At 51.5% G+C, this 4,949-nt stretch carries 3 protein-coding genes; all 3 read right to left on the bottom strand.

All coding sequences use genetic code 11. From position 1 onward, the window contains the following. Positions 1 to 39: 39 nt before the first annotated feature. Positions 40 to 1,542 carry a glycine betaine/L-proline transporter ProP gene (gene proP / locus E0D98_RS21305; protein ID WP_001296882.1) on the bottom strand — a complete coding sequence of 501 codons (1,503 nt, stop codon included), beginning with the start codon at positions 1,540 to 1,542 and terminating at the stop codon, positions 40 to 42. Positions 1,543 to 1,805: 263 nt separating this feature from the next. Then, positions 1,806 to 2,684 carry a YjcZ-like family protein gene (locus tag E0D98_RS21300; protein WP_047086407.1) on the bottom strand — a complete coding sequence of 293 codons (879 nt, stop codon included), beginning with the start codon at positions 2,682 to 2,684 and terminating at the stop codon, positions 1,806 to 1,808. Next, complete coding sequence (gene crfC, locus E0D98_RS21295) at positions 2,681 to 4,909, bottom strand: clamp-binding protein CrfC (protein ID WP_050877245.1); 2,229 nt, start codon at positions 4,907 to 4,909, stop codon at positions 2,681 to 2,683. Before crfC ends, E0D98_RS21300 begins: the two co-directional genes overlap by 4 nt. Positions 4,910 to 4,949: the final 40 nt, after the last annotated feature.

The following is a 4,949-nucleotide window of genomic DNA, read 5'->3' as shown; positions in this document are numbered from 1 at the left end:
CCTGATAAGACAGCGTCACATCAGGCCATCCGTTTCAGCTTATTCATCAATTCGCGGATGTTGCTGCACCAGGCGGGTACGTTTCGCCTGCAAATCGGCAATCTCGTGGTCAATATTATCGATTTTCTGCTCGATATTATCGTAATGCTCGACGAGAATTTCCTTCGCTTCCTGTATATCTGACGCCGCCGGTGTCGCACCTTTCAACGGACGATTTGCCGTCTCTTTCATGGTTACGCCGGTGATTAAACCAATCACCGCCACTACCATCAGGTAATAGGCAGGCATCATCAGATTCTGCGAGCTTTCGACCAGCCAGGCCGCCAGTGTTGGCGTCAGACCGGCAACCAGCACCGAAATATTAAATGCCGCCGCCAGCGCGCTGTAACGGATATGCGTCGGGAACATCGCTGGCAAGGTAGAAGCCATAACGCCCGTAAAGCAGTTAAGGATCACCGCCAGCATCAGTAACCCGGCAAAAATCAGGCCGATGACGTTACTGTTAATCAGAATAAACGCCGGGATCGCCAACACAAACAGGGCAACACTACCAAGTAGCACAAACGGACGACGGCCAAAACGGTCACTCAGCAAGCCCATCACCGGCTGGACAAACAGCATACCGATCATAATGGCGATAATAATCAGCACCCCGTGGTCTTCGGAGTAATGCAGGTTATGCGACAAATAACTCGGCATATAGGTCAGCAACATGTAGTAAGTCACGTTGGTGGCAATTACCAGACCAATACATGTCAACAGGCTGCGCCAGTGTTTGGTGGCAATCTCTTTAAACGAGACTTTCGGGCCATCCTGCAAACCTTCGCGGTCGCCCTGTTCCAGTTTATCGACATGCTGCTGGAACGCCGGAGTTTCTTCCAGCGCATGGCGCAGGTAAAGCCCGATAATCCCTAACGGCAGAGCAATAAAGAACGGAATACGCCAGCCCCAGTCGAGGAAGTTCGCTTCGCCGACAATGGTCGAAATTAACACCACTACGCCAGCACCCAGCACAAACCCGGCAATAGAACCAAAGTCCAGCCAGCTGCCCATAAAGCCACGTTTACGGTCAGGGGAGTATTCCGCAACAAATATCGACGCCCCGGTATATTCACCGCCGACCGAGAAACCTTGTGCCATCTTACAGATCAACAGCAGAATCGGTGCCCAAATACCAATCGTGTCGTAGGACGGTATTAAGCCAATACAGAACGTACTGATCGACATAATCACAATAGTGATAGCGAGGATCTTCTGGCGACCATATTTATCGCCCAACATACCAAAGAAGAGTCCGCCAAGCGGTCGAATCAGAAAGGGAACGGAGAACGTGGCAAGTGCAGCAACCATCTGCACGCTGGGGTCAGCCCCCGGGAAAAAAACTTTACCTAATGCGTAAGCAACAAAACCATAAACACCAAAATCAAACCATTCCATTGCATTACCCAGTGATGCTGCGGTAATGGCTTTACGCAGTTTACCGTCATCAATAATGGTGACATCACGAAGGGTAATCGGTTTTACTTTTTTCCTTTTCAGCATAGCTTTCCTCGCAGAGTTGGCCCATTTCCGCAAACGCCAGAAAAATCAGCGCGACGGCCGCAAAAGGGGAGCGGGAATTGCAGGATGCAATCTCTGTAACAAGCGTAGCGGGTTTGCTTACACCCTCCGGTTAAGGAATGTACAATCAAACCAGTTGACGCCTGAATTGGGCAGTTAATGACCTTTTTACCCTACCAGTGTTTAAATTTGTGATCAACTTCACACATGGATTTCGTTTAGGACTCATTGATGTAACTGATTATTTACGCCAAATTTACAGAGAAGATTTCCTCGACCATTGTCCCCGCCAGACGCTGCGCTGAACAGAGTCGTGGCATCCCCAGCGCGACAGTTTGCCAGCGTTGGGTCACTGACCAGCAAACGGGTTGTTTATCTGCCGTGGTCCACTTTCCCAGCCAACTTAAAAAATCAGCATGATCCCCGCCCGTCGGAACGGTCGAAGAGGCAAACCACTGATGGTAATAGTGACGCGTGGTCGGGGCCGCATTGATACTCTCTGCCAGATGTTGTGTCGCTTTCACGCGCAAATCACCCAGCAACAACGCCACCGCTTGCGGGCTTCCCAGACGACAGGCATCGCCAAATGCCCCCCAACGCAACTCTTCGAGAACGATAAAACAGCGCCCAGGCAACGACCAGGCGTTATACGCCCCAGCACGCCAGCGGGTAAAAATTTGCTCGCTCTGTTCACCCGCCTGCACCAGTAGGCCTCGTTGCGTTAATGCCTTTTCCTTCCAGCGACAACGGGCTGAAAACCACTCATACAAGGCGGCAATTTGCTGGGGGAGCTCCGGGAAAGCAGAGTGCTGGCGGTGATCCATTTTTTGCAGCAGCGCCAGATGCTGCGCGATCTGCGTCAGTGCCAGATGACCGGGATCCAGCATCGACGCCAGTTTTTCCACCAATGTCAGACGCAGGCTAAGCGGCGCATTTAACATGCCGCCGTTCGTCCATGTCTGAAGCTGCACGCGCGCAAGAAGTTCCTGCATCAGTCGTTCACGAAACTGCTGCTGATGGGCTTGTGGAAGGCGGGCATCATCGCCCTGCGCCAGATCCACTAAAAAGCGGGGATAAACCGACTCCAGCACGCGACCGGGGCCGTCAAGTAACGTCTTGGTCAATATCGTTCTGCCGTGAAAAGTGTTTGAATATCATCGCGTAACAGCTGGGCGTCGGTGTAAATCCAGCCGTGAGTCATCACAGTCTGCTGCAATTGCTGCTGCATCAGCCTGACCACCGATTCATTTTGTTGACGCAGAGCCAGACTTTCGCGTAAACGCGTCTGTAATTCCGTCAAACATGAAGCGAACTCAGCGAAAAAAGTATTCATGCCTGCCGTAACAGATTCATCGACCTGCTCTGCCAGAACTTTAGCCATTTGTTGGCAATAAAGATCGACTTCTGCGCTTAAAGCTCGTTGCAACACACTGTAATCAACCGTTTCTGTCGGGGATTTCTCATTTCCCCGTCCCCAGTCGGGCTGATTCAACCAGCGCGAAAAAGTCTCACGCACAACGCCTAAACGCGTGCTCTGCTCGTCCGTTGCTTCCTGGCGCGAAATGACTTCACTGAACAGCTGGCGAGTGTTGAAGTGGGGAACTACGCCGTGAAAAACAGGAAAATGAAACCCAGGACGAAACCCTGACTCGCTCAATTCCATTTTGACTTGTTGCTCAATGGGCCGAATAACATCGGTTAACACCCGGCAAAGGGTGGATTCAAGCTCGGCAAAACGCAGCGTAAAGTCGCGACTGATGGTGTTCTGCGCCGTCTGTAACAGTGTCTCACAGCAGGTACGAATCTCGCTTAACGGCTCCGAATCATCCTGAAACAAGGCGGCTAACTGCGCATTCAGCGCATCTTGCTGTTGACGCAGAAAGTGGTTGGCGGAGGTCAGGGCCAGCTCGATTTCATGTTTAACCTCGCCGCTCACCTGCGCCTGATTGAGTTGCAATAGCTGCAAACTTTCTTCGACCTGATGGATATTTTGCCGCAATTGTTCACAAGCGACGTTTAACCCGTGCGCACGAAAATCCAGGTATTCCCGCGCCTGCTGCGCGTAATTCAACAGTTTATGCGCAGCAGATCGCAAAGCATACAACGAGGCGTTAGCGTAAGCGGCATGAAGCAACGCCTGAATTGGCTGGGCGAACAGCGAATCTTCCCACAACTGATCGGCAGCATGACGAATATGTTCGAGGTCCGCCAGATCGGCATGACGCCAGCGCCTGCCGAGCGCGGCATGGGCAAAATCTTCCACCCAGCGTTGTTGCTCTGGCGCTGGTAACTTACCGTTGTTGGCTAACTCATGGCGCGCCCGATTCGCCAGGTAGCCCCACATCGACGACACCGGAAATATCTGCTGTGGCGTAATACAGCCTTTCATCAGCGTCCCGGAAATCAGTGCCCGCACCTGGTCGGCGTCGTCACTGTTACGATCCTGTTGATCGAACTTATTGACCAGCACATACAGCGGCACCGATTGCCCCACCGCCAAAATCGCCTCACGGACCTCTTCATCGGAGATCGATTTCAGTTGCGTATAATCCAGCACCGCCAGTACCGCCGAGGCGCGTGCCAGCTGCTGGTTAAGCATTTTTTGCAGATGCGGTTGCCCGGCTTCATTTGGCCCGGGGGTATCCAGTAACGTCAACTGACCGGGATAACTCTCCAGCCCCGCCAGATGGACAAACTCCACTTCAATCACGGGAATATGCTCAATGGCGGCGTAAGCAGAAAAAGGAAAATCGACGTCCAGCGCCTTCGCCAGTCGCACTAAATCATTCAAACTTTTCAGACAATGAAAAATAGGCTGGGCACCCAGATAATATTTTTCGAAAGCGACGCCATTTTCGATCCGCTGCATAAGCGCACGCATATCTTTATCTATTTCCAGCACATCGGTCAGATGCTTAATATCGCAATCACGCAGGCGCTTTTGTAATTGTTGAATTAAACAATCGATTGGCGCGACATGTGAAAAATGCAGTACCGGTTCCTTTTGCCCGGGCGTATGGCGAATAAGCGTCGGCAGCGCAGTCATTGGGCGATTACGATTAGGCAGAACCTCCGTACCAACAATGGCATTAATGGTGGTTGATTTCCCTGCTTTCATGGTACCGACAATTGCCAGCACCATTTCCAGTCGGGAAATTTTACGCAACTCATTATTCAGCATCGCGTGACGTTCGGCGATATTAGGCTGACTCCAGGGTAAAGCCAGTTGTGGCGCGTCGTCTCCGGGTACAGAGAGAGGCATTTTTTCCAGTAACTGCAACTGTTGGCGAGAAAGCTGTAACAGGCGTTCAGCCTCCTGACTTAACTCATACAGGGTCTGTGTGTACATAGAAAATTCTTCCTTAAAGCAAATTTTGTTACTTTTATTT

It is taken from the genome of Escherichia sp. KCJ4928, from assembly GCF_004352695.1.
Taxonomy (GTDB): Bacteria; Pseudomonadota; Gammaproteobacteria; order Enterobacterales; family Enterobacteriaceae; genus ECMA0423.
This window is presented reverse-complemented; position numbering and strand designations above follow the sequence as displayed.

Excerpts from the sequence above, each read along its gene's own strand:
- proP (WP_001296882.1), bottom strand. The coding sequence starts at position 1,542 with ATGCTGAAAAGGAAAAAAGTAAAACCGATTACCCTTCGTGATGTCACC.
- crfC (WP_050877245.1), bottom strand. The coding sequence starts at position 4,909 with ATGTACACACAGACCCTGTATGAGTTAAGTCAGGAGGCTGAACGCCTG.